This is a genomic window from Stenomitos rutilans, from assembly GCF_059505485.1.
Window position 1 is genome coordinate 84,951 of record NZ_JCACKR010000170.1, and the last position, 23,331, is coordinate 108,281.

Sequence of the window (23,331 nt, forward strand, 5' to 3'; positions counted from 1 at the left end):
GCTTTCACCGTTGCATTCTTACCGCCCCATGACGAACCGTCTCGCCCAAGCCAACAGCCTCTACTTGCGTAAACACGCTGAGAACCCTATTAATTGGTGGTACTGGTGCGACGAAGCGCTAGAAACAGCTCGACGTGAAAATAAGCCGATTTTTCTCTCGATCGGCTATTCTAGCTGCCACTGGTGCACTGTGATGGAAGGGGAAGCCTTCTCTGACGGGGCGATCGCAGATTACATGAATACGTACTTTCTGCCTATCAAAGTCGATCGAGAAGAACGCCCCGACCTCGACAGTATCTACATGCAGGCATTGCAGTTGATGGTTGGGCAAGGCGGTTGGCCCCTCAACATTTTTCTATCGCCTGACGACCTGGTGCCATTTTATGGAGGCACGTACTTTCCTGTCGAGCCTCGCTTCGATCGACCCGGCTTTTTGCAGGTGCTCCAGTCGATCCGCCACTATTACGACACCCAAAAAGACAAGCTTCAGGGCATCAAGAGCGAGATTTTGACGGCCTTGCAAGGAGCAGCGACGCTACAATCTGCCCAGGCGCTAGGCGCAGATGTCTTGCAAACAGGGTTAGACGCAAATCTGAGTGTGCTAGCAGCTCAAAATCCTGGCTCTCGGTTTCCCATGATTCCCTATGCAGATGTGGCACTGCGATCGCGACGGTTCACAGTCGATCGTCCCACTGCCATTGAGCTTAGTGAGGAGCGAGGACTGGTGTTAGCGCTAGGTGGCATTTTTGACCATGTGGGCGGCGGTTTCCATCGCTATACCGTTGACTCCACCTGGACGGTACCGCACTTTGAAAAAATGCTCTACGACAATGGGCAAATTGTGGAATACCTGGCAAATCTGTGGGCGGCTGGGGTGCAAGAGCCCGCTTTTGAGCGGGCGATCGCGTCCACGGTCCAGTGGCTTCGGCGCGAAATGACTGCACCAGAAGGCTATTTTTACGCGGCTCAAGATGCCGATAGCTTTACCGACCCTACTGCTGCCGAACCGGAAGAAGGAGCCTTCTACGCCTGGGATTACCAGCAACTTGCGGAACTTCTGACGCTGCCCGAACTGGCAGCACTAAAAGACCAATTCACCGTCACGGAAAGCGGTAACTTTGAGGGCTTCAATGTCCTGCAACGGCTTCACCCTGGCAAACTCACCGCTTCCGTGGAAAAGACGTTGGGGAAACTCTTTCTCGTCCGCTACAGCGCGTCTGCTGAGGCGTTGCCGACGGTTCCACCAGCCCGTAATAGCCAGGAAGCCAAGAGTACGGGTTGGACAGGGCGCATTCTCCCTGTGACGGATACAAAGATGATCGTCGCCTGGAATAGTCTGATGATTTCTGGCCTTGCCCGTGCCGCCAGCGTGTTTCAGCAACCGTCTTACCTCACGCCGGCAATCAACGCCGCCAATTTCATCCTTCAGCACCAGTGGGTTGATGGACGCTTCCATCGCGTCAATTACGACGGTAAACCAGATGTTTTGGCACAGTCCGAAGATTATGCCCTGTTCATCAAGGCCCTACTCGATCTAGATCAAGCGTCCCTTACTACTCCCCACTCCCTACTCCCCACTCCCTACTCCTGGCTCGATCGCGCTGTCGCCGTCCAGACTGAATTTGACGAGTTTCTCTGGAGCATCGAGTTGGGTGGCTACTACAGTACGGATGCAAGCGACGATCTGCTGCTGCGAGAACGAAGCTACATCGACCATGCCACCCCTTCAGCAAATGGCATTGCTGCTACAAATCTAGTCCGCTTAGCGCTGCTGACCGAAGACCTCAGCTATCTGGACAAAGCAGAGCAATCCTTACAGGCGTTTAGTGAGGTGATGACACGATCGCCCCAAGCGTGTCCCAGTCTTTTCACCGCCCTCGACTGGTTCCACAACCACATCCTGATCCGCACGACGGTTGATCAGCTTGCAGCGCTTTCCACGCACTATTTGCCGACGGCTGTTCTCAAGCTAGCAACAGACTTACCGGAAGGAACCATTGGTTTAGTGTGCCAGGGTTTAAGCTGTCGGGAACCTGCGTATAGCCAAGAACAGTTGCAAGAGCAGGTGAAGTTGAGTCAGGTGCGAAGTTAGAAGTTAAGGCAGAAGGCTGACGGCAGAGGGCAGAAGGTAAAAGTCAGAAGGTAAAAGTCAGAAGGCTGACGACTGATGACTGATGGCTGATGGCTGACCGCTAATCGCTCAACCAACTCAACATCTAATACCGATTTAAAGAATGACGGCTACAGATCAATCGGTGGGTAGGGGCAAGGCAATGCCTTGCCCCTACAGGATATGTCGCATTTTCAATTCAAATTGGTATAAAGCTTCCTGCTGAGCAAACTGGGTTGAGCAACAAAGTCCGGGACTACTGTCAGTCGATCGCCAAACGCGCAGTATAAGATCAAACAAACGATCTCTCGTACAGCACGGTGTCTTCCTCAAATGCCAAGCGATTCCATCGAACCCTTTGTCGATAATTGGGCATACCTCAGAGCAGAACTGGGCTGGCTCGATCGAGTTTTGAGTCTGGCGATCGCGCGGCAGCGACAGGAGACAAAAGTCGTTGATCGGATTGCGCGGACGCGGGGCGATCGAGTAACCAGCCATTGGTGGAAAGGGTTGGTCACGTTAGAAGGAGAGACATCCTACGACTCGCCAGCCGAAAACCCTCGTCGTCGATCAACCCTATCTAAAGCCAGCTATCAGCAGCAGCTAGAAGCAAAAATCCAGGTGAGTCACCAGCGCGGTATTTTGCTGGGTTTGCCACTGCTCTGCCATCGCTTGCAATTAAGCATTCTTGAGAAAAATTTGCTCTTGATGGCACTTGCGCCTGAAATTAGCCGTCGCTATGCACGCCTCTATAACTACCTGCAAGAAACCGAACAGGCCGAAGCGACCGGGCTACCAACGGTCGATTTAGCGCTACGGTTGCTGTGCCGAACCGATGCAGAATGGCGATCGCTCCGATCATCCCTCACTGACGATTCTGCCTTAATCAAGCATCATCTGCTGGAACTGCGATCGCCTCAAACCGCGTCGCTTCTCGCCCATCTTGTCAAACTCCCCGATCCGCTGGTCAACTATTTATTAGCCGATCAACCCGAAAGCAATGTCCTGGAGTCCCTTTTAGACCCGCTCCCTTCCTCCCTCTCGCCTCCTCCCTCCCCCCTCTCCCTTCTCCCTCCCCCCTCCCAGGACCTTTGGGCACAACTGATTTTCTCGCCCCCGTTGCTTACAGACTTGCACCACCTGTGTCATCGGGTACAGTTTGGGCAACAAGTCAATGAAGACTGGGGTTTCGCGGCTACTGAAGCGCTCACGGCACTTGGCACGATCGCGCTTTTGGTGGGTGCTCCTGGTACAGGTAAAACATTCGCAGCACGGGCGATCGCGCAAACCCTGCAAACCCCTTTAGCCTGTGTCGATCTGGCCCAAGTGCCGTTAGAAGATGCACTGCAGCTACTCCAAACCATTGCCGTTCAAGCCCCAATGGTTCTGTTGCTTAAGTCCGCCCACGTTTGGCTGAGTCGGACAGCGCTGCTACCTCCCACCGTCGTACAGCAATTTCTTGCTCTGCGACAACAGCATAATGGCATTACTCTCCTGAGCGTGCATCACAAGCAGCGCCTTACCGCCCACTGGCGACGACAAATCACGCCCTTACTGGACTTTCCTCTGCCAGATTACACCGCTCGTCTCAAGCTTTGGCAGCAAGCCTTTCCAATGCAAGTGTCTCTGAATGCTGAGATCGACTGGCACTGGTTAGCCAAACAATTTAGCTTGAGTGGGGGAGAAATCAACGCGATCGCCCGTGACGCTGCGATCTACGCTGCTGCCGAAGCATCGCACGTGACAATACATCATCTGATTCGGGCGTGTGAAATGGTGAAAGGAAAACGGGGGAAGTAGCAGCAGCAGCGGGAAGCAGAAGAGTTAGGGGAAGCAGGGGGAGAGGTTTAAGTTGATTAAGCGGGGTCAGCGGTCAGCGGTCAGCCACCAGCCACCAGCGATCAGCCTTGTGCCTTCTGCCTCCTACGGCAACCGATCGCCCAATTTACTCACGATCGGTAGCCGCATCGGTTTGCGCCGCCATAGCTGTACCATCAACCAAAGGTTTACCACAAAATAGCCAGAGGTGAATAAACTACTGGTGATTAGCAGTGGGAGTGAAAGGGCTTCTGAGGCGTTTGCACCTGCGCCCAGCAAGACGTAACCCAGGAGCCAGCCTAGCGCTAAAGTGATGACCAGGCGGCTGAGGGTTTTTTGCTGTCGTGTGCCGCGATCGCGATACAGCGTCCAGAGAGCGGGAAAAAAGCCAACAACGGGAATCAAATAAACGAAGAGCTGAAGACGTTTGATGTCCTGATTCTCAAACGGGTCTGGAGCAGCCATAATTGCCTATCTCGCTGTATCTCTTAAGAGTAATTAAGTCTGAGCGTCAAAAAGGATACCTCATGCTATTAAGTTTCAGTATCTGCTGTTTGTAACGAGTACAGTTTTTCCTATGACAGAAAATGAAAATCCGAGGGGAATCGTCCGCTACGAATCGGTTGAACAGGACTACCTGGAAAAACGCCAGCTACGGCGTAGTGCAGGTTGGGTCTTGTTGTGGGCACTGGGCGTTGGCGCGGTTATTTCTGGTGACTACTCTGGCTGGAATTTTGGGTTGGCCTCTGGTGGTTTTGGGGGCTTAGCCATTGCGACCCTTTTGATGGCATTGATGTACGTTTGCATGGTCTATAGTATCGCCGAACTGTCGGCAGCTTTGCCTCATGCGGGTGGCTTTTACTCCTTTACGCGCAGTGCGTTTGGGCCATTAGGCGGTTTTATTTGCGGGGTGACCGACACCATTGAGTATGTGGTCACCCCTGCGGTTGTAGTCTTCTTTATCAGTAGTTACATGCAAACGCTGCTGCCAAGTGTGCCGCTGGCAGTTTGGTGGGTGGTATTCTATGCCATTTTTGTGTTTGTCAATATCAGGGGTGTAGAACTCACGCTGAAAGCGGGGCTGGTGGTGACTGCGATCGCGGCAGGGGTACTGGTCATTTTCTTTGTCACGGCGCTTTTTTCGGGTAAGTTTCAGCCAGATCTGCTGTTCAATATTCCACCCGAACCGGGAAATCCTAACTGGTTGCCGTTTGGCTTGGGTGGTGTATTTAAATCGTTGCCCTATGCCATCTGGTTTTATTTGGCGATCGAGCAATTGCCGTTAGCCGCAGAAGAAGCGCACGATACCGTGCGGGATATTCCCAAAGCGCTGAACTGGGGTATTATTACCCTCCTGTTGCTGTCGCTGTTTGTGCTGGTGTTGAATCCTGGTCTACCCACGACTTTTACCGACCCGGCAACCAATCAGACCTTGACAGGAGCGGCAGCAATCAGCAAATCAGGTGCGCCGATCGCGGATGGATTTAAAGCCATCTTTGGTGATGGCCCCATCTTCACCATCCTGACCACGCTGGCGGTAACTGGGTTAATTGCCAGTTTTCACACAATCATCTACGCCTACGGACGTGTGCTGTTTTCGCTGTCACGAGCAGGCTACTATCCACGGTGGATTTCGATCACCAGTCGTTGGCATACGCCTGCGATCGCGCTGATTGTGGGTGCTGCCGTCGGTCTGATCTGCTTGCTTATTCTGGAGCAAACGGGCCAGTCAGCGCTGATTGGCAGCACGCTCATTAATATGGCGGTACTGGGTGCTGTGATCTCCTACGCGATGGTGATGATCAGCTACGTGAAGCTAAAGCTTTCGCGGTCTGACATTCATCGTCCGTATCAAAGTCCGCTGGGGATTGCGGGTGCCTCGATCGGTGCGGCCTTGGCAATCATCGCTCTGTTTGCTTGCTTTGCCGATCCGGCGTATCAGCCAGCGGTTGTCTGGGTGGTCATCTTCTTAGCCGTGATGATTGCTTACTTTTTGCTCTATTCCCGCAAAAAATTGGTTGCACGGGCACCAGAAGAGGAAAACGCTCTGCTGGCAAGAGCCTTGCAAGAAATTGAGCAACCAAAGGCGGCAGAGTAACGTATGGGTTCGTTGTTAACAGAAATGCTGCTGATTGGAGGCGATCGCGTCCCTGCGGCCTCCGGTCAGCAGTCTTCCTTGATTGATCCAGCTACAGGTGAACCCTGGGCAACGGTAGCCGCTGGTGACGTTGAAGACATTAATCGTGCCGTGCAGGTCGCAGAGAAGGCACGGGTAGGTTGGCGTAAGGTCAACTCCCGCGATCGTGCTCGTATGCTTTTTACCCTCGCCAACTTGATCCGCACCAATTTGGAATCGTTGGCGCGTTTAGAAAGCCGCAATGCAGGTAAGCCGCTTCGTGATGCACGCGATGAGGTGAACTTAGCGGCCGATTGCTTTGAGTATTACGCTGGAGCCATCAATAAGGTGGGTGGGCAAACGGTTCCTGTGGCAGCAGCAGGGACGCACCTGACCTTTCGGGAGCCGATCGGGGTGTGCGGCATGATCGCGCCGTGGAATTTTCCGATCGCCATTACCGCTTGGAAAGTTGCGCCTGCCCTGGCAATGGGCAACACGATCGTTCTCAAGCCAGCCTCCCAGACTCCTCTAACCGCCTTGCGCCTGGGTGAACTGGCGCTGGAAGCAGGTGTGCCCCCCGGTGTGTTTAATGTAGTGCCTGGTGCAGGCGGTACGGCTGGTAATGCGCTGGTGCGCCATCCTCTGGTACGAAAAATCTCCTTTACGGGATCAACTGAAATTGGCACGCAGGTCATGAAACTGGCCGCCGATGACATTAAAAATGTCACGCTAGAGCTGGGCGGTAAATCTGCCAACCTCGTCTTTGCCGATGCTGACCTGGACAAAGCCGTGGTGAAATCGTTGTGGAGCGTCCTGGGTAATGCGGGGCAGGACTGCTGCGCCCGATCGCGCATTCTCGTCGAGCGTCCCATTTACGATACGTTTCTCAGCCAGTTATCTGAACAATTTCAAGCGCTCAAGGTCGGGCACCCTTTAGACGACCAAACTGAGATTGGGCCACTCATATCGACAGGGCATCGCGATCGCGTCCATCATTATATCGACCTTGGCAAAGCCGAAGGAGCTAAACTGCTGTGCGGCGGAGACATTCCCACGGGATCACTGGCTCAAGGTGCCTACCTGAAACCCGCTATTTTTGCCGATACGACCCCCGACATGCAGATTGTGCAAGAAGAAATCTTTGGGCCTGTGGTTTGCGTACTCCCGTTTGACACGGAAGAAGAAGCGGTGACAATTGCCAACGACAGCCTTTACGGTCTCTCTGGCTCCATCTGGACGCGGGATGTGAGTCGAGCCTTGCGAGTGGCACGGGCGATCGAAACGGGCGTACTCTCTATCAACACCGGGCACAGCGCCCACCTCGAAGCCCCCTTTGGCGGCGTGAAACGTAGTGGTTTGGGACGCGAGTTAGGTTTAGCGGCGCTTGACCACTACAGCGAATGGAAAAGCGTCTTTATTGCTGAATAGGAGTTAGGAGAGCCGCGCCACAGGCAAATTCGTGATGAGATCAGGAACAGAATGGAACGTAATGGTGAACCTTCAAAGCATCAGCTTAGAAGCTTTTCAAGCAATTGATGGTGCTAGACGGATTATTGTCCACGACCATCCTCGACAGTTTGCGCGGTTAGATTTGGGCGAATCCTTGGGCTGCTATGGACTTAGCTGGCGTAGCAATCTTCCACTCATTCAACCAGTGATTGCATATGCTCACGATCGCCAAACACTTTGGGTTGGAGTGGATCAACGTCTTGCTGCGATCGATCTGCAAGATGGACACATTAGCCTTTCTCTAGCGCTTTACTACAACCTGTTCCAAATCTTGCCAACACGCGATTGGGTAGCTGTTTTGACTGAGCTTGAGGTTCTACTGTTCGCCAATTCTGACTGCTCCCTTTTCTGTAGCCAAGCCCTACCAGATCTTGCGGCTGAGCTTTTGATCGTCAACTCGGATTTAGTGATTCGGCTGGACGATGATCGCCGTTTAAGCCTGAATCCTTAGACATGTGAGCTTTACGTTCCTTCCAGGGCGCGCAGTTCGTCATCCATGTAGGAGCGATCGCCTAATACTTCCAGCATGGGACCATGTTCCGTGAATTTAACGACGCTGATCGAGGCTGCAAGGGTACTGATGCGATCGCGGTAGCGTCCCAAATCGATGCCTAACAAGCTGCACAGGATGATCCGAATGGTGGCTTTATGCGATACAACTAGGACGTTGCCCGACGGATGCTTTTGCTCAATTTCGGCAACCACAAGAGAGGCGCGGCTGGCGATTTGCACAGACGTTTCGCCGCCTGTAGGTGCATTCCAGGCAGGCTCCGTTAACCAGCGAATGTAGTCTTCTGCATAATGTTCTTTCACATACTCCTGGGTTTTGCCTTCCCATTCACCGTAACGAATTTCTTTCAAGCCATCGCGGAACTGCATCTCCAACCCGATCGCCTGACAAAGGGGTTTAGCAGTGGCGATCGTGCGCTTCATCGGACTCACATACGCCGCCGTCCACTCCATCGACTTGTACGCTGTGGCAAAAGCTTCTGCCATTTTAGTCCCGTTGGCAGTCAAGTCTGGGTCAAGCTCGCCACAATACCCACCCGTGATGCTGTAGGTCGTTTCGCCATGACGCACAAAATATAGCTTTAGACTCATGAGGCTTTGGGGGGACTGGTAGGGGAGGGATGAGGGAGGAAGGGATGAGGGGTGAGGGATGAGGGAGGAAGGGATGAAGGCTAAAGGCTAAAGGCTAAAAAGAAGGCTAAAGGCTAAAAAGAAAGCTGACTTCTGACTTCTGACTTCTGACTTCTGACTCTTGACTCCCTTCTAACAACTAAGAACTCTAGCGAAGCCATGCCGAAGGCTTTACAACCAACAACTAATTAGCTGATCGCCGCTCCTGCCTGAACATATTCCTTTTGCTCGATCGTGATGGGTTTGACGTGCCAGATGTCTTCGCAGTATTCCCGGATAGACCGATCAGACGAGAATTTGCCCATCCTCACCGAGTTGAGGATCGATAAACGTGTCCAGTGCTCTTGATCCCGATATGCCTGACTGACCCGATCTTGACAGTCGATGTAGGACTGGTAATCTGCCATCAGTAAATAATCGTCTTTATACAGCAAAGTGCTGACTAGCGCGTTGAATAAGTTGGTATCGCCGTTAGAAAAACCACCAGAGGCGATGAGATCCATTGCGGCTTTCAGTTCAGCGTTGCCGTTGTAATATTGCCAGGGGTTATAGCCGCTGGCTTTGAGGGCGTAGACTTCGGGAGTCGTGAGTCCGAACAAGAAGAAATTGTCGGCTCCCACTTCTTCGCGGATTTCTACGTTGGCACCATCCAGGGTGCCGATCGTCAAAGCCCCGTTCATCGAGAATTTCATGTTGCCTGTACCGGAGGCTTCCTTTCCTGCCAGCGAAATCTGCTCAGAGAGGTCAGCGGCAGGATACACGCGCTGGGCAAATTTCACGTTGTAGTCTTTGAGAAACACAACTTTGAGGCGATCGCGCACATCGGGATCGTTGTTCACCACATCGCCAACCGAGTTGATGAACTTGATGATGAGCTTTGCCATATAGTAGCCAGGAGCCGCTTTGCCACCAAAAATAAAGGTGCGCGGCGTGATTTCGACATCAGGATTGGCTTTGATGCGGTTGTAAAGCGTGATGATGTGAAGGACATCCAGATGTTGCCGCTTGTATTCGTGGATGCGCTTGGCCTGAATATCGAACAATGAAGTGGGATCAACGTCAATCCCGTTAACTTGCTTGATATAAGCCGCGAGATCTTGCTTGATTTCCAGCTTAATTTGCCGCCACTGCTGACGAAACTCGGCATCTTCAACGTAGGGCTCAAGCTGACGCAGTTCGTCCAGGTGCTTGATCCAACCATCGCCAATCTTGCTGGTGATCAGGTTTGACAATCGGGGGTTGCTCAACACCATAAAACGGCGGGGCGTGACTCCGTTTGTCTTGTTGCTAAACTTTTCGGGATAAAGTTCGTAAAAGTCGCGCAGTACGTCTTGTTTGAGAAGTTCGCTGTGAAGTGCGGCAACTCCGTTGATAGCGTGGCTACCGACACAGGCCAGGTGCGCCATGCGGACATAGCGTTCGCCCGCTTCGTCGATGAGCGACATACGGTTGAGGCGATCGAGATCATCGGGAAACTTCAGGCGAATCTCGTCGAGAAAGCGACTGTTGATTTCGTAGATGATTTCGAGGTGGCGCGGCAAGAGTGTGCCAAAGAGATTCAGTCCCCAACGCTCCAGGGCTTCGGGCAGCAGGGTGTGGTTGGTGTAGGCGAGGGTTTTTTGGGTAATGCTCCAGGCGGCTTCCCATTCCATCGCGTGTTCATCCATGAGCAGGCGCATGAGTTCCGCCACGGCGATCGCGGGGTGCGTGTCGTTGAGCTGAATCGCAAACTTTTCATGGAATTGGTCAAGCGGAATGTCTTGGCGGAGCAAGATTAAAATCATGTCTTGCAAGGAACACGACACGAAGAAAATCTGCTGCGCCAGACGGAGTTTCTTCCCTTGAGACGACTCGTCGTTGGGGTAGAGTACCTTCGTCAGGGTTTCGGAAACGGTCTTTTGCTGCACCGCGCGGAAGTAGTCGCCAGAGTTAAAGGCGGCAAAGTCGAATGATTCAGCCGCCGCTGCACTCCAGAGTCGGAGGGTTGTCGCCGTATTGGTCTTGTAGCCCAAAATGGGAGTGTCGTAGGGAATGCCCATGACCAGTTCGTTGGGCACCCAGCGTACCCGGTTGCGACCCGTCGTTGCGTCAGTGTAGGTTTCGGTGTGACCGCCCAGTTTGACTTCTACGGCCCATTCAGGACGGGCAATCTCCCACGGGTTGCCATAGCGTAGCCATTTGTCGGTAATTTCAAACTGCCAGCCATCGCGGATGTCTTGGTCAAAAATGCCAAACTCGTAGCGAATGCCGTAGCCGATCGAGGGAATGTCAAGCGTTGCCATTGAATCGAGGTAGCAGGCCGCTAAACGCCCCAGGCCACCGTTGCCAAGTCCAGGCTCTTCTTCCTGGTTGGCAATCTCAGCGAAATTGAGACCGAGTTCTTCGATCGCTTGCTTCACTTCGTCGTAAATGCCCAGGCTAATCAGGTTGTTGCCCAGATGCGGCCCCATGAGAAACTCGGCAGACAGGTAAGCAACCGTTCGCACAGTCTGTTGGGTGTAGGTCTCAGCCGTGGTGAGCCAGCGTCTCAGCAGTCGATCGCGCACGGTGTAGGCCAGCGCCATGTAGTAGTCGTTTTGGGTTGCGATCTTGGGAAATTTGCCCTGAATGTAGAAGAGATTGTCCTGAAAGGCGCGTTTCAGGGTTTCGATGCTCAGCCCTGTGCGATCGTCCTCAACAACAATTGTGGGTACGCACTCGATCGGTTGGTTTGGTGCGGTCTGCATAGTTTGAGTCCTTTTCAGAATTTACGCTTCAGCCAGGTGGAACGCGGCTCCTAGTCCTGCGCCCATTTCGGCTGGTGTAATTTTGCCGTCGTGGTTGACATCCAGGGCATCAAACACGGCATCCGTGCCCATCCATTCTTCGCGGGTGATGAACCCGTCGCCATCCAGGTCGTAGGTATGAAAAATATCTTCGGCGGCATGGATGACAGCTTCTTCGCCCTCTAGCATCGAGAGTCGCTTTTCGAGGAGCTTTTCGAGAGCCACCAGCGCTTTTGTAAAGCCTGTAATGCCTTCGTCAAGTTTTTGCGTTGCCATCGGGTCTTCAGCGTGAAGCTTATCAAAGGTGTCCTGGTCGATCGTGATCTTTTCCAGTTGCAGCCCAGCAGCTTTAGCGGGATCAAGCTTGCGTGGCAAGTCGGCTTCAGTGGTTTGCAGTTCTTTGAGCAGGGCAGGTGAAATGGTGAGCAGATCGCAGCCTGCCAGTTCAGTAATCTCGCCGACGTTGCGGAAACTGGCCCCCATCACTTCCGTCTTGTAGCCAAACTTTTTGTAGTAGTTGTAGATTTTGGTAACAGACAACACGCCAGGATCTTCAGTCGCTACGTAGTCTTTGCCCGTGCTGGCTTTATGCCAATCGAGAATGCGCCCTACAAACGGAGAGATGAGGGTGATCCCCGCTTCGGCACAGGCGATCGCTTGATGGATGCCAAATAAGAGGGTCAGGTTGCAGTGAATGCCTTCTTTTTCCAACACTTCAGCCGCTTTAATGCCTTCCCAGGTAGAGGCGATTTTAATGAGAACGCGATCGCGGGAGACACCCGCCGCCTCGTACTGGGCAATGAGAGCACGCCCCTTAGCGATCGTCGCTTCGGTGTCGTAGGACAGGCGAGCATCCACTTCCGTTGAAACGCGACCGGGAATAATTTTGAGAATGCGGAGTCCAAACGCTACAGCAAGGCGATCGAACGCCAGCGTCAAAATCGTTTCATTTGAAGCACTTTCACCCGCATCCAGCTTTGCCTGCTTCAGGGTACCATCCACAATTTCCTGATACTGGGGCATCTGTGCTGCCGCCGTAATCAAGGAAGGATTGGTCGTCGCATCGCGCGGCTTGAAGGTTTCGATCGCTTGGATATCCCCGGTATCTGCGACGACAACGGTCATCTCCCGCAGTTGTTCGAGTAAATGCTTTGCCATGAGTGACTCCTAAGGGATGGACGCAAAGTGGGCAGTGGGGCAGCGCGTTAAACGTGACGTACAGGTTATACCATCGCACTCGCGATCAGTTTCGCTACGGCTATACTACTGGGCGTTTGTCAGAACGGAGATTATCATCCAAAAGCTTTAATCTACTGTTTCGCTCACTACTGACCGCAGGGTAAAACCTAACAGGTTTCTTAAGGTTTTGGCAGTCAGGGCACCCTACGATACGAGTGTGATCTGGTTGACTGACAAATCTTTTAGTGATCGCCTGACCCGCCCTGCGCTGAAAGTGCGGGCTCATGAAGGGAAGCCCTCTTTAAAGGACTGCAAGCGTCTTGTAACCCGTTTTAACGGGTTTTCACACTGTTAGCTCAGATTTTAATCACGGGCGAGTGAGCAACGAGCGATCAGCCTTTCAAGATTTTTGTTAGTCAGTCAGGAGTGTGACTGTGATGTGAGCGTGGGAATGATAAGAGAAACCACCCTCTTAATAGAGAAAGACGTATGTCAACGGCTCCCATGAGCGCTGCGCTGATTGCCGCAGACCGCAATGCTGTCATGAACGCGATTACTACCATCACTCTTCAGCCTTTTCTGACGACGATTGTTTAGGAACGAGAATTACTTTAAGTGTGATCTTGAGGTACGGGCGCACGGCCGTGCGTCCCCTACAGAACATCTCACTTGTCGAAGTTATTTAAGCCGCGATCGTTAGCAATGTCAGCACGTTCATGTCAAAGAGAAAAAACTTCCTCAGCAGAAGAAGGATGAATGCCGATCGTCCGATCGAGGTCTTGCTTTGTCACGCCAAGCTGTAAAGCAACCGTCAAACTCTGGATAATTTCCCCCGCGTGATCGCCAACCATATGAATGCCTAGCACACGACCGGTATCGCCCTGCGCCACCACCTTAATGAAGCTTATTTGACTGCGATCGGTGAGGCTATAAAACAAGGGTTGAAACTCCGTTCGGTAAGCACACACTTTATCACCATACGTTTCGCGAGCCTTCGCTTCGCTTAAACCGACCGAAGCGGCCTCTGGATAGCTACACACGGCAGAGGGTACATGGTCATAGTTCAACGCCTCAGGGTCTTGACCAAGGATGGTGGCGGCAACGGCCTTTCCTTCTGCTCGTGCCACCGGAGTCAGTTGCAGACGATTGGTACAGTCACCGACCGCAAAAATGTGTGGCTGATTTGTACGACTGTCACCATCAACCGCGATCGCCGTTTTATCCGCTTTAACCCCTGCCTTGTCTAGTTTTAACTCATCCAGTCGTGGGGCGCGGCCTGTCGCGCAAAGAATGGTATCCACCAGCAATGTTTCCGGACGGTCACCCTCTAGCGTCAGGTTAAAGCCTTCACTAGCTGGCTCAATGGCTGCGATCGTCGTGCTACACAAGCTTTGAATGCCACGATCGATCAATCCCTGGCGTACGGTGGTTGCCAAATCATCATCAAACCCCGGAAGAATGCACGTTTCGCGATTCATCAACGTCACGCGACAGCCTAACCCACGCAAAATGCTCGCAAACTCAACGCCGATATAGCCGCCACCCAAAATGGCAATATGCTTTGGCAGTGCTTCCAGGTTAAACAGATCGTCCGAAACAAGAGCATGTTCAATACCGTCGATTTTGGGTCTGATGGGCTGACCACCTACCGCAATCAGAATGTCTTTGGCTGTCAGTTTGCGATCACCCACTACCAGCGTGTGGTCATCGACAAAACTGGCGTGCTCATGAATAAAGGCAATGCCTGCATCCTGCAATGCCTGCACCTGGGTCTGCTGCAACCGCTCAATTTCCTGGTTTCGAGCACGAACAAAGCGCTGCCAGTCAAACTGCCGCTCACAGGCACTCCAACCGTAGGCGATCGCATCCTGATCGAGCCGCGTGAATGCAGCCGCGTAAACCATTAGCTTTTTAGGAATGCACCCCCGGTTGACGCACCCGCCGCCAGCCTGCGCTTGCTCAGCGATCGCCACTGTTGCACCGTACTCTGTTGCCTGTTTTGCTGCCGCAAGACCGCCTGGCCCAGCTCCGATGACAAACAGGTCGTAATCATAACCCATACCTTGCTGCTCACTTACAGGTAACGAAACGTACTGCTAGCCTACTGAGTTAGCAAGCAATCCCGATACAGTCAAAAGTCGGAGTTCTGAGGCAATGGTGGTAGTAGGTGCGATCGCCACTAACTTGCCATAATAGGAGCAGCATTACTCTAATTCTGCAGGAGTATTTATCTCCAAGGATAGGAAGGCCGCCCTTCTCAGCCAGCCTTAGCAGTGGCAGTCCGCAACGTGGAACGATTACGTTGCTTTGCGAGATGGCGATGAGATTGAACGCATTCGGCTCTTATTTAATGCTACCGTTTGCCTTTGTAAGCTAGAGAAGTAGACCATGAACCGGAAAAGCAATGCAACCCTACCCTGCTGTGATTGAAGCTCAAATGCGACGGTACTATCAATCGTTATTTGACGCCGTCGCTATGCTGCGATTGAAGCGAGCAAACTTGGCTACGGAGGGCAAGTTTCTATCCGACAGTTATTCGGCTGCCATCATGAAACCCTAGCGTTGGGGCTGGCAGCACTGGGCGACGAAACGGTCCTCGAACCGGAACGGAGGCGTCAAGTGGGGGTGAGCGCAAGTCAGCCTTTGAGAGCCTTGATGGGCTAGATGAAGCATTTTTGCGTGTGCTGAAGCAACACACGGCCGATTCGCCGATAGCTGCAACGGTGCAATGGACGAACCTTAAACGGCATGAAATGGTGGCTTTGTGAAAAGACGAGGGGATTGAGGTAAGTGTGACAGTGGTCGAGCCGTGGTTGGAGAAGCACAACTTTCGTAAGCGCAAAGCCGTGAAAACTTTGGCGACCGGAGAGCGTGAACAGCGCAAGGAACAATTTGAGCGGCTTGAGCCGTGGAAAGACATCGATCAAGCTACTGGCAAGCCCCTCATGAGTATGGCTACAAAAAAGAGCATTGATGGGTACATTGTCTCGAGCGGGGCAACTGTACACCCAGGAGCAGGGAGTCGCAGGCTTGGACCATGATTGGGCAACACTGGCAGCAGGCGTAGCCCTTCCTCACGGGTAGTACGACTTAAGCGATTCTATCGGCTACATGCAGATTGGCACCAGTCATGCGACCAGTGAGGTTGCGAAGCGATGCGCGACTGGTGGAACACCGATGGTCAAGGACGCTAGCCCCTCGCAGACGCGATTTTGCGGCTCTGCGAGGGCGGCGGTAGCAACAGGTCTCATGACTCATGTTCAAGCTAGCCTTGCCAGCCTTGGTCAACGCGTTAGGGATGAAAATTTGCATTGCTCACTCTCCGCCCTACACCGCCAAAGCCAACCCGCTTGAACCTCGCTTGTGCCCTCACGGCTCAACAATGTGTCAAAGAGCCCTTTTGGAGCCTGTCCATCTGGTCAAAGCATGGCTGGCAAAAGTAACGACGCGTACAGGTCTCAAGAGCATTATGACAAGGCTCGCTAAAGTGTATCAAAGCGGTCGAAAAGTCGCTGCAGGCTGCCAAGCCAACCTGCAGCTTGTCTGCGACCAACGTCTGCCGCGATGGCATGACACAGTCAAACCAGCATGACAGATGATTGAATTCGCGTTCCTTGGGGCGATCGGGAGGTCAGTAGGGGAAGCATAAAGACATCGGTTCAAGCAGCCGATCTAGGCAACTAACAACTCAAAAGCAAAAAACCAATAATCAGTAACCCCAAATGAAGTGGCGATTACGGCAGAAATCTCCTTATTTTTTCTTAATTACAATGAGCCTTTCAGTTTTTTTGGCTGAAACGTTCATCATGTTGCTTTTCTTAGTCTTACCAAAGTTTCCTGATTTGGTTGAAGCGTTTTTAGATTCGACACTCTTGTCGATTTTGATTGCCCCAGCATTATACGGTCTTCTATACCGTCCGCTGGTGCAGGAGATTACTGAGCGATCGCAGGTTGAACAGACCCTCCGACAATCGCAAGGTTGTCTCAAACAGCAAACAGAACAGCTAGAAGATTCGCTACAAAAGCTTCAGCAAACAGCACAACTGGTACAAACCGAAAAAATGTCTAGCTTGCGGCAGTTAGTCGCAGGTATTGCCCATGAAATCAATAATCCTATTAACTTCATCCACGGCAACACTAAATATGTTGATGGCTACACGCAAGTTCTCTTGGCGTTGATTCAGCGTTACCAGCATCATTATCCTGACCCTGTGCCTGAGATTACTGATTTTATGGCAGATCACGACATCGCCTATATGGCAACAGACTTGCCTAAGGTGATTGCTTCCATTCAGGCAGGTACCGAACGTATTCGTCAAATGGTACTGTCCTTACGCAATTTCTCACGTTTGGATGAAGCTGCCATCAAGGCAATTAGTCTGCACGAGGGCATTGACAGTGCATTATTGTTACTCCAATTAAGACTAAAAGCAAAACCTGACCTTCCAGCAATCCAGGTCATTAAAGACTACGGCGAACTACCGCCCGTAGAATGCTACGTAGGGCAGCTAAATCAAGTCTTTATGAATCTCCTAAACAACGCGATCGACGCACTTGAAGAAGCCGCTAGCAGTAAACAACGGCAGGGCGTTCAGCTAGCACCGACCATTCAAATTAGTACACGTCTGCTCTATTCAGATTGGATACAGATCAGCATTCAAGACAATGGGTTGGGCGTTAGTGATGCAATTAAGTCCAAGATCTTTGATCCGCTCTTTACCACGAAACCTGTGGGCAAAGGCACTGGACTAGGTCTCTCAATCAGTTACCAAATTGTGGTTGGGAAGCATAGCGGGCATTTAAAGTGCATCACCACGCCCGGAGGAGGAGCGACGTTCATCATTGAGATTCCGCGATGGCTAAACAAAGAGGAAAAGCCCGACGCTAGCGCAGAGCGTCGTCTGAAGCATGACAAGCTAGCGGATTTTCAGGGATGCTGATCGCATTCTCATCAAGGAAGTGGCGATGGCGGCTGTTGCTTCCGAACGGGTAGCAGTACTGTAAACGTAGACCCTTCACCTGGTTTACTTTTAACAGATATCGAGCCGCCACAGTGAAGGAGTAACTGCTGGACGATAGTCAGCCCTAAACCAGCGCCACTAGCATCTTCTAGCGAAGACTGCCGCACTCGATAGAAGCGGTCAAAAATTTTGGGTAGTTCACCAGGAGCCATCCCAATGCCGGTATCTCGCACTTCCAAGTTGATATAGTTGCCCTGCTGCTTAGCGCGTACCCAGACTTGACCGCCGCCAGGCGTAAACTTGATGCCGTTGTGCAACAGGTTAATCACAATCTGTTTCAGCCAGTTGCCCATGCAGGCGATCGCGGGCAGATCTTCGGGTGCTGTATAGACAAGTTTTACGCCCTTCTCTTCTGCAAGGGGCTGATAGGTGCTGACCACACCAGGTACAACATCAGAGACGCGAATGGACTGTAGCACCGCGGGATTCACAGCCTGATCAAGCTGCACCAGATCGAGCAGGCTGGTAATGAGCGAACTTTGGCGATCACACTCTTTGGCAATGAGATCCATATAGCGTTGACGCTGCGGTGGCTTCAGATTAGGCGAATTTAGCAACGTGAGCGCTGTTTTAATCGTAGTCAGAGGGGTGCGCAACTCCTGCCCAACGGTATTGATAAAGTCGGCTTTTGCTTGCAGTGCATTGGTCAACTCCTCTTTTTGCAACTGAAGAATTTCCACCAGATCCGCTTGCCGTCGATAGATGGCATTGCGCTGCAAAACCTCTTCCTGCCGCTGAATCTGCTTCATAAAAAGCTGCCCCCAACTGGTCGGATCGGGCGTTGTGCTCGGCATGGTACTGATTGTCTGTTGCCATTGCGCGACGGCTTCCTGCAAAAGCATAGTCGGTGAGATGCTGGCATCAACGGTCGTCGATCGCCCCATTGTAGTTTTTGCCTGCTCTAAGCCGCTTAACACTCGTTGCATTAAGTTTCCATCAAACGACGATAGAATCAGCAGATGCTGTCGCCGCTCTTGACTGTCTTCGATCGCACCAGCCAGGGATAGATCGACGAGTGCTGCACTTGCTTCTACAGCGTTGGGTTCAGGCGCTTTCGCCAATTGGGCCGATCGTGGACGATGAGCCAGCACGCTCCCCTGGAATTGCGCAGTCCAGACAAACAAAAAATACTCACGTCGCAGGCAGCTTTCTGAGTCAAGTAGAATTTCTAACCACGCAGGGTCAGTCGTTTCAGTGTTTGTCACAGCAGACATTTCTATAGCGGCTGAGGCTGGTGCGATCGTCGCTTCTGCACAGGTATCGACCTCTGCACTAGAGTGGTCTGCACTCACGCTGTCCGTACTGTCATCTCGATAGTCTTTAAAGACGTAAATAGCTTTTGGCACCCCCTCCAATGTGCTATAGCGTTCCAGTTCTGTTTGCCAAACCACGCCTCTAGGTAACTTTGCCCACACGATCGCAGGCAGCTCACGCTCTGTAAGGAGATCCATCAGAGCGCTAAAGACCGATTTGAGCGTTGCGGGACTAACCTGAAGAATGGAAAGCGCTGGATCTATTTCGAGCGCTAACTCATAGAGCGATACATCTGAAGCGGGTGTTGAAGTCATGAGTGAGTGTAGGGCAAACAGTTGAACACTGTTCTGAAGCGCTGTGAAATGGGGCTAGTGAAATAGCGTGACGGCTGATGTGCGATCGACCCGTTCCCTTCCGAAGCAATTCTATCAAGCCCACAGCAATGTGGCAGTGATCTCTCTAATCCTCCAGTTTGTGTAATGGGGCATACCTATTGTCAGAGATACGTCTTTTTCATAGGTTTGATGAGCGTCGCCTAACAAGATTCAGTTTCTGGCTCAATGCCAGCGGCTCGGAGTTGAGCTGCAAGGCGATCGGCTCTTTCCTGTAATAACGCGGCTTTTTCAACCCCCCACAGCAGCAGCTTGCCAGCGTCGTCCCACCAGCGCAACCAGTTTCCGGTGCGATTTTCGCGTGTGCCCTGCCAAACGCCCAAAAACAGGTTCATTTGCGCGATCCAATAGCGGTTATTGGCATCAGGTGTACTCAACTGGTAGCGCCCAGCGTCGTTCAGGTGATAGACCTCCAGCACACCTGTATCCAGCGCGAAAATGACGTAAGTGGGCACTGCCAGAATTTGTTCGTAAAACAACCATTTGCCGGGTGGATGGGTTGGTTTAACCGAATACTCGCCACCATCCGTCGCTGACAGAAACTCCATTACCACAGCAGGACTGTCGCCCTGAAGTTGAGGCGTGTAGCTGCGATCGACCTCAATTCGCGGTACCCGAATCGCTGGGATGTACGACCAGTCAGGCGCTTTTACAACGATTTTCTCGTTGACTGTGGCGCAGATGCCATAGTTAGTAGTGGTCAACGCATACGACGGCAATTTGCCAGAGTTTTCCAGGCTATCGCTTAAAGCGGCTGTCAGCAGGGGTTGATTGATATTGTCTACAGGATCATCGGGTAGCACAAAGTCATCGGGCAGTTTCTCCCAGGTGACAGCATAGCGAGTAGGACTGGTGAGCATGAGCAGACCTCCACGATCGCGTGATCTAAACGTTAATCTGCGCCTTCAATCGGTGCGAAGCCCTGACGCTGAATGTTTTCAGTTACCACGCGGGGTTCCAGGAATTGCAGCAGGTAATCGGGGCCACCTGCCTTGGAACCAACACCCGATAGCTTGAAGCCCCCGAAGGGTTGACGTGCGACGATCGCTCCGGTAATGCCCCGATTGATGTACAAATTACCCACTTCAAAGTCAGCGCGCGCCTGCTCAATGTGCGATGGGGTGCGGGAGTAGAGTCCACCTGTGAGAGCATAATGGGTGCCATTAGCCAGCTCTAATGCGTCCGCAAAGGTCTGCGCGCGCATGACGGCTAGCACGGGGCCAAAGATTTCTTCACGGGCGATCGTCGCAGTTGGAGACACATCATGAAAAATGACTGGCCCCACAAAATAGCCACCTTCAGGTGCGGACATTTCCAGGGCGAGTTCACATTCCTGCCGACCTTTTTCGATGTACTCCAGAATGCGATCGCGCGCGGCTGCATCAATCACTGGCCCCACTCGTGTACTGGGAAGATCGGCGCGGCCCAGGTTGAGTGATCGGGTTGCCTCCACCAGACGCTGCAAGAACAGGTTGTAGATTGGCTCCAGCACGATGACACGCGAGCAGGCAGAGCACTTCTGACCACTGTAGCCAAAGGCTGACTGCACCACACCCTGCACAGCCTGATCCAGATCAGCACTTTCATCCACAATCATGGCGTTCTTACCGCCCATTTCTGCCACCACGCGCTTCAGGTGCTTCTGTCCCGGTTGCAGAATCGCGGCATCGGCGTAGATGCGACACCCAACCTCCTGAGAACCTGTAAACGTAATCATGTTGGTGTAGGGGTGCTTGACCAGATGCGCGCCCACAGTGGAACCCTTACCAGGCACGTACTGAAACACGCCGCTGGGAATGCCTGCTTCAATGAGAATCTCGGTGAGTTTAGCGATGATCACGCTCGACGTTTCGGCAGGCTTGAGCAACACACAGTTACCTGCTACCAATGCCGCAACCGTCATGCCCGTGGGAATCGCCAGCGGAAAATTCCAGGGCGAAATGACAACGACGATACCCAACGGCTGATAGTGGTAGCGGTTGGTCTCACCCGGAAAATCGTAGGCAACGCCCGCGTCGAGCCGCTCCATTTCGTCGGCATAGTAGCGGCAAAAGTCGATCGCCTCCGACACTTCACCATTCGCCTCATTCAACGGCTTGCCCGTTTCAAAGACCATCCAGGCGGCGAGTTCATCCCGTCGCTGCGTCATTAAATCAGCAGCAGTACGCAGGATGGCGGCTCGTTCCGTTGGTGGAGTGCGCTTCCAGTTTAGAAACGCCGCTTGAGCAGCCTCGATCGCGCGATCAGCTTGCTCAACGCTGATCAGTCCCACCCGTCCGACTGTTTCACTAAAGTTAGAGGGATTCAGCGAATTGATGTGCGTTTCGGTTGCCACGTACTCACCATTGATGAGGGGCTGATAGGTCTTACCCAATCGCTGTCGCACGAATTGAATGGATTGCACAGCGCGATCGCGCTGTTCGGCATCGGCATAGTCGGCATCGGGAGCATTTTGGAAATGGGGAGTGGGGAGTGGGGAGTGGGGAGTAGGGGGGGAGAGTTTTGAGTTTTGAGTTAAATTCTCCGCGTCCCCATGTCCCCGTGTCTCCGCGTCTCCTCCTGACTCCTGACTCCTGACTCCTGACTCCTGACTCCCTGGAGCGGCTAATAATTCCTCGATCGGGCGTTCTTCCAAATTTTGACGCAAGAACGAACTATTGGCAGTGTTTTCCAACAGACGGCGAATCAGGTAAGACATACCCGGAATGAGTTCGCCATAGGGGCAGTAAACGCGCACCCGGTAGCCTTTAGCGACGATCGCTTTTGCCAGCTTATCCGCCATGCCATAGAGTACCTGAAGCTCAAAGCGACGGGGTGGAATTTGCAGGGTTTCGGCGATCGCCATTGCATAGGCTTGAGAGCGGACATTATGGCTGCCGATCGCGGCGTAGAGATGCTCGTGGTTCTCTAGCAGCAGGCGCGTCATCGTTTCAAAATTCGCGTCTGTCGAGGCTTTGTCGTTGAAAACAGGCTGCTGCCAATCTTTTTGCGCGGCTTTGATGATTTCTTGATCCCAGTAAGCCCCTTTGACTAAACGGACTGTTAGTGGAGTACCGCGCTGTTTTGCCCAAGCAACGAGTTCCGTCAGGTCACGTTCACTGTCGCGCAGGTAGGCTTGTAGCGTCACGCCGACATCGGTACGGGTACGAAACTCATCTTCCAGCAGCAGGGCCTTCAAAATAGCCAGCGTCGAGTCCTTATAGGCGTACTGCTCCATGTCGAAGTGGACGGCGGCACCCAATTCCTTGGCGCGACGTAGCAAGAGACGAATGGAGTGGCTCACTCGATCGCGACTGCCTTCCACGTCTAACGGGTCAAACTGAGAATAAAAGGCTGTGAGCTTGACGGACACTTGCGCTTTGGGTAAGGTTTCACCATCAGCTTGATCGATCTGGGGCACGGTTGACCAGCTTTGAGCGGCACTCGTCAGTTGTGCCATGAGTTCGAGGTAGCGATCGAAATAGGATTGTGCCTCGGCTTCGGTGATGACGGCTTCGCCTAACAGATCCACCGTGAAGGTCATTTTATCCTTACGTAGACGCTCGATCGTCTTCAGCACTTGCTGAATGCTTTCACCTGCAATGTACTTGTGCGCCAGGGTTTCTACAGCCGTGGAAATGGTGGTTGCAGCCAGTTGACCGGGTACAGAGTCGGGGTTAGCAAAGTTGAGCATTCCTTTCAACGCGGCGGGTAGCTCTACCGTCTCGTCGCCCAGATACTCCTGGAGATGACGGGCAATCTCAGCTTTGCTGCGGAGTGAGGGCAGACAGTCAATGAAGCGAAACAACTGCACCCGCAAGCCAGGGTTGCCCATCGTCCAGGCAAGCAGCTTGTCATCCCACCGCATCTGGTCGCGCATTTGGGCAAAAAAGGAGCGGTTCTCGCGGGTAGCGCTGAGCAACTGACGGGCGATCGCCTGGGTTTGAGCTTCGTAGCGATCGGTAGAAATTTGTGCGACCACAGCAATGGGCTCCTATCAAAGGTCGGCGAACAATCCGTGCGACCGGATGCTGCAAACGGTCTAGCT

The 23,331-nt window shown here is 52.7% G+C and carries 16 protein-coding genes and 1 pseudogene; 8 read left to right on the plus strand and 9 right to left on the minus strand.

Annotated elements, in window-relative coordinates; all coding sequences use genetic code 11:
• Positions 1 to 28 precede the first annotated feature (28 nt).
• Both AC5JLP_RS34050 and AC5JLP_RS34055 read left to right on the plus strand, forming a co-directional pair.
• A complete protein-coding gene (locus AC5JLP_RS34050) occupies positions 29 to 2,092 on the plus strand; it encodes a thioredoxin domain-containing protein (RefSeq protein WP_496072318.1) in 2,064 nt (687 codons plus the stop codon).
• Between the two features lie 351 nt (positions 2,093 to 2,443).
• Positions 2,444 to 3,910 carry an AAA family ATPase gene (locus tag AC5JLP_RS34055; RefSeq protein WP_496072319.1) on the plus strand — a complete coding sequence of 489 codons (1,467 nt, stop codon included), beginning with the start codon at positions 2,444 to 2,446 and terminating at the stop codon, positions 3,908 to 3,910.
• Between the two features lie 123 nt (positions 3,911 to 4,033).
• On the opposite strand, the gene AC5JLP_RS34060 is transcribed toward AC5JLP_RS34055, so the two are convergent.
• Positions 4,034 to 4,393, minus strand: coding sequence for a hypothetical protein (locus tag AC5JLP_RS34060; RefSeq protein ID WP_496072320.1), 360 nt, complete (start codon positions 4,391 to 4,393; stop codon positions 4,034 to 4,036).
• 112 nt (positions 4,394 to 4,505) lie between these two features.
• On the opposite strand from AC5JLP_RS34060, the gene eat reads away from it, so the two are divergent.
• From eat to AC5JLP_RS34075, 3 genes are all read left to right on the plus strand, one after another.
• Entirely contained in the window at positions 4,506 to 6,026 is a 1,521-nt protein-coding gene (gene eat / locus AC5JLP_RS34065) for an ethanolamine permease (RefSeq protein ID WP_496072321.1), read from the plus strand.
• A gap of 3 nt (positions 6,027 to 6,029) precedes the next feature.
• Entirely contained in the window at positions 6,030 to 7,472 is a 1,443-nt protein-coding gene (locus tag AC5JLP_RS34070; RefSeq protein ID WP_496072322.1) for an aldehyde dehydrogenase family protein, read from the plus strand.
• 61 nt (positions 7,473 to 7,533) lie between these two features.
• Positions 7,534 to 8,004: a hypothetical protein gene (locus AC5JLP_RS34075; protein ID WP_496072323.1), complete on the plus strand. Its 471-nt coding sequence runs from the start codon at positions 7,534 to 7,536 to the stop codon at positions 8,002 to 8,004.
• A gap of 11 nt (positions 8,005 to 8,015) precedes the next feature.
• On the opposite strand, the gene AC5JLP_RS34080 is transcribed toward AC5JLP_RS34075, so the two are convergent.
• The 4 genes from AC5JLP_RS34080 to gorA all read right to left on the minus strand — a co-directional run bounded on the left by AC5JLP_RS34080 (position 8,016) and on the right by gorA (position 14,697).
• Positions 8,016 to 8,654 (minus strand): histidine phosphatase family protein, encoded by a 639-nt coding sequence (locus AC5JLP_RS34080; protein ID WP_496072324.1) that lies wholly within the window; start codon positions 8,652 to 8,654, stop codon positions 8,016 to 8,018.
• Between the two features lie 227 nt (positions 8,655 to 8,881).
• Positions 8,882 to 11,419 carry a glycogen/starch/alpha-glucan phosphorylase gene (locus tag AC5JLP_RS34085; RefSeq protein WP_496072325.1) on the minus strand — a complete coding sequence of 846 codons (2,538 nt, stop codon included), beginning with the start codon at positions 11,417 to 11,419 and terminating at the stop codon, positions 8,882 to 8,884.
• Positions 11,420 to 11,440: 21 nt separating this feature from the next.
• Positions 11,441 to 12,616: a transaldolase gene (locus AC5JLP_RS34090; RefSeq protein WP_496072326.1), complete on the minus strand. Its 1,176-nt coding sequence runs from the start codon at positions 12,614 to 12,616 to the stop codon at positions 11,441 to 11,443.
• Positions 12,617 to 13,356: 740 nt separating this feature from the next.
• Complete coding sequence (gene gorA / locus AC5JLP_RS34095; RefSeq protein ID WP_496072327.1) at positions 13,357 to 14,697, minus strand: glutathione-disulfide reductase; 1,341 nt, start codon at positions 14,695 to 14,697, stop codon at positions 13,357 to 13,359.
• Between the two features lie 738 nt (positions 14,698 to 15,435).
• On the opposite strand from gorA, the pseudogene AC5JLP_RS34100 reads away from it, so the two are divergent.
• Positions 15,436 to 15,579: pseudogene (locus AC5JLP_RS34100) on the plus strand (hypothetical protein); the annotation flags it as partial.
• 148 nt (positions 15,580 to 15,727) lie between these two features.
• Here the strand turns inward: AC5JLP_RS34100 and AC5JLP_RS34105 are convergent.
• Positions 15,728 to 15,949, minus strand: a complete 222-nt coding sequence (locus tag AC5JLP_RS34105; protein ID WP_496072385.1) for a hypothetical protein — start codon at positions 15,947 to 15,949, stop codon at positions 15,728 to 15,730.
• On the opposite strand from AC5JLP_RS34105, the gene AC5JLP_RS34110 reads away from it, so the two are divergent.
• The gene (locus tag AC5JLP_RS34110) at positions 15,936 to 16,229 is read left to right on the plus strand and encodes an ISAzo13-like element transposase-related protein (protein ID WP_496072384.1); all 294 of its coding nucleotides are present in this window, start codon (positions 15,936 to 15,938) and stop codon (positions 16,227 to 16,229) included. The genes AC5JLP_RS34105 and AC5JLP_RS34110 overlap by 14 nt on opposite strands.
• A 178-nt stretch (positions 16,230 to 16,407) precedes the next feature.
• Entirely contained in the window at positions 16,408 to 17,577 is a 1,170-nt protein-coding gene (locus AC5JLP_RS34115; RefSeq protein ID WP_496072328.1) for a sensor histidine kinase, read from the plus strand.
• A gap of 11 nt (positions 17,578 to 17,588) precedes the next feature.
• On the opposite strand, the gene AC5JLP_RS34120 is transcribed toward AC5JLP_RS34115, so the two are convergent.
• From AC5JLP_RS34120 to pruA, 3 genes are all read right to left on the minus strand, one after another.
• Positions 17,589 to 19,226 (minus strand): ATP-binding protein, encoded by a 1,638-nt coding sequence (locus AC5JLP_RS34120; RefSeq protein ID WP_496072329.1) that lies wholly within the window; start codon positions 19,224 to 19,226, stop codon positions 17,589 to 17,591.
• Positions 19,227 to 19,447: 221 nt separating this feature from the next.
• A complete protein-coding gene (locus AC5JLP_RS34125; RefSeq protein WP_496072330.1) occupies positions 19,448 to 20,164 on the minus strand; it encodes a Uma2 family endonuclease in 717 nt (238 codons plus the stop codon).
• A 32-nt stretch (positions 20,165 to 20,196) separates the two neighbouring features.
• On the minus strand, positions 20,197 to 23,265 hold the full coding sequence (gene pruA, locus AC5JLP_RS34130; protein ID WP_496072331.1) for an L-glutamate gamma-semialdehyde dehydrogenase: 3,069 nt from the start codon (positions 23,263 to 23,265) through the stop codon (positions 20,197 to 20,199).
• Positions 23,266 to 23,331 lie beyond the last annotated feature (66 nt).